The organism is Burkholderia sp. APQ4-4ca, from assembly GCF_057837105.1.
This window is the reverse complement of sequence record NZ_JBYQCG010000241.1, coordinates 24,717-26,935: the sequence shown is the minus strand read 5'-3', so window position 1 is coordinate 26,935 and position 2,219 is coordinate 24,717. Positions and strand designations below refer to the sequence as shown.

Genomic DNA, 2,219 nt, shown 5'->3' with positions numbered 1-2,219 from the left:
GGCGGCGCATTCGCCCCCCCGCCCCATGGAATCGCCGGATCACCTCCCTCGTGCCTTGATCCAGCCCCCTTTGATCAAAGCTGCCCCGCGGCCCCCGTCCACCGCAGGTAATCGCCGCGCGTCCAGTCGAGCGACACGCCCACGCGCTTGGTCCCCGGCCGGATCTTCGGCTTGTACACCGACAGCGTCAGCGATTCCAGCCCCGGCCATTCGCGGAACGACAGCACCGCGAGATCGGCAACGAGCGTTTCAAGCAACCGCGTATGCGGCTTGTTCGACAGGAACGACGCGACGCGCGCGCAGTAGCCGTCATAGTCGATCCACTCGCCCTGCTCGCTCGGCTCGCAGCGATACCCGAGCCGCGCATCGATCACGATCGGCTGCGGCGCTTCATGCTCGTGCGCATGAATGCCGATCCGCGCGGGCACCTTCAGTTCGTCGACGAACACGCTCCAGCCGCGCCCGCGCAGGCGCGGCGCGTCGATCGCCACGAACGGTTCGTCGAACGGCTTCATGATGCGAGCGGCGCCGCGGCGTCGAGCATGATGCGCACGAAATAGTCGGCGAAGCTGCGGCGCAGGACGATTTCGAACGTGTCGTCGCCGGTCGGGATCAGCGTGATCGGCGACTTGAAGTAGTGCGACTGCGCGCACTGGCCCGGCTTGAACACGCGCGGATGCAGATCCAGCGGGCAGCCGCGCGCGATCACGTCGCGCACGCGTTCGCCGGTGATCTCGACGACCGTGTAGCCGCTGCCGACGTCGACGGCCGCCGCGTACAAGCCCTGCACGGCTTCCGCCAGCTTCGCTTCGAGCACGCCGGCCTGAACCGGCCCGTTCGACCGCACGAGCCATTCGTCGGGGCCGAGCCACAGCACGTCGTACTCGGCGCCGCGCGCCACCGTGTTCGGCACCGCGGGCGGCCGGCAGCCGACCACGCGCTCGAACGCGGCGACGAATGCCGGGTCGCTCAACTCGCCGCGCACGTTGACGAGATCGAGGAACGGCCGCTCGCGCAGCGTGAACTTCTTCGAAGCGCGCGCCTGGTGCGGCTTCAGCACGTCGGCCGCGCCGACGAACGGCGATTCAAGCGTCACGCCGCCCGCGCCCGCCACCTGCGTCTGGTTTCTCGTTTCATTCCACATGCTGACGCACCCCTTCGGTATCGTAGAAAACCGGGCTCGAGATCTTCGCGGTGATGCGGCGGCCGTTGGCCAGCGGAATCACGACGCTCTCGCCCATCTTGTTCAGGCCGCCCTTTACCACCGCGAGCGCGATCGAGCGCTTCAGGATCGGGCTGTAATAGCTCGACGTCACATGGCCGATCATCGGCGTCGGATCGGTTGCCGACACTTGCGTGTCCTTCGCGATGATCTGCGCGCCTTCCGGCAGCACGAACTGTTCGTCTTCGGTCAGCAGGCCGACGAACTGCTTGCGGCCTTCCTTCGACGTATCCGAGCGCGACAGCGAGCGCTTGCCGAGGAAGTCCTTCGATTTCGCGACGACACCGCCCATCCCGAGGTCGAACGGCGTGATCGAGCCGTCGGTATCCTGGCCGACGATGATGTAGCCCTTCTCCGCGCGTAGCACGTGCATCGTCTCGGTGCCGTACGGCGTGATGTCGAACTCGGCGCCGGCCGCCATCAGCGCTTCCCACACCGCGCGGCCCGCATTCGCCGGCACGTTCACTTCGTAGGCCAGCTCGCCCGAGAAGCTGATCCGCATCACGCGCGCCTTCGCGCCGGCGACGGTGCCGTTGCGGTAGCTCATGAACGGGAACGCTTCATTGCCGAAGTCGATGTCCTGGCACACCTTCTGCACGACCTTGCGGCTCTTCGGGCCGACCACCGCGAACGTCGCCCAGTGATCGGTGACGGACGCGAGCCGCACCTTCATGTCGGGCCATTCGGTCTGCAGCCAGCGTTCGAGCCACGTCAGCACGCGCGCCGCGCCGCCGGTGGTGGTCGTCATCATGAAATGCTGGTCGGCGAGGCGCACGGTCACGCCGTCGTCGAACACCATCCCGTTTTCGTCGAGCATCAGCCCGTAGCGGCACTTGCCCACTTCGAGCTTGTTCCACGGGTTCGTGTACATCCAGTTCAGCAGCTTCACCGCGTCCGGGCCCTGGATGTCGATCTTGCCGAGCGTCGACGCGTCGAGAATGCCGACGCTGTTACGCACCGCGAGACACTCGCGCTTCACCGCCGCATGGAGATCCTC

The 2,219-nt window shown here is 66.8% G+C and carries 3 protein-coding genes; all 3 read right to left on the bottom strand.

The annotated features are described in order from the left end of the window. Window positions 1–74: 74 nt before the first annotated feature. Window positions 75–515: a dihydroneopterin aldolase gene (locus tag AC3IFE_RS31430; RefSeq protein ID WP_489194190.1), complete on the bottom strand. Its 441-nt coding sequence runs from the start codon at window positions 513–515 to the stop codon at window positions 75–77. Beyond that, on the bottom strand, window positions 512–1,144 hold the full coding sequence (locus AC3IFE_RS31425) for a sarcosine oxidase subunit gamma (RefSeq protein WP_089470459.1): 633 nt from the start codon (window positions 1,142–1,144) through the stop codon (window positions 512–514). Before AC3IFE_RS31425 ends, AC3IFE_RS31430 begins: the two co-directional genes overlap by 4 nt. Continuing rightward, the coding region (locus AC3IFE_RS31420) for an aminomethyl transferase family protein (protein WP_489194187.1) at window positions 1,134–2,219 on the bottom strand (1,086 nt) is incomplete at its 5' end. The genes AC3IFE_RS31420 and AC3IFE_RS31425, both read right to left, overlap by 11 nt.

What these genes read in the sequence shown, in the direction of transcription:
- AC3IFE_RS31430 (WP_489194190.1), bottom strand. Translation starts at nt 515, where the DNA reads ATGAAGCCGTTCGACGAACCGTTCGTGGCGATCGACGCGCCGCGCCTG.
- AC3IFE_RS31425 (WP_089470459.1), bottom strand. Translation starts at nt 1,144, where the DNA reads ATGTGGAATGAAACGAGAAACCAGACGCAGGTGGCGGGCGCGGGCGGC.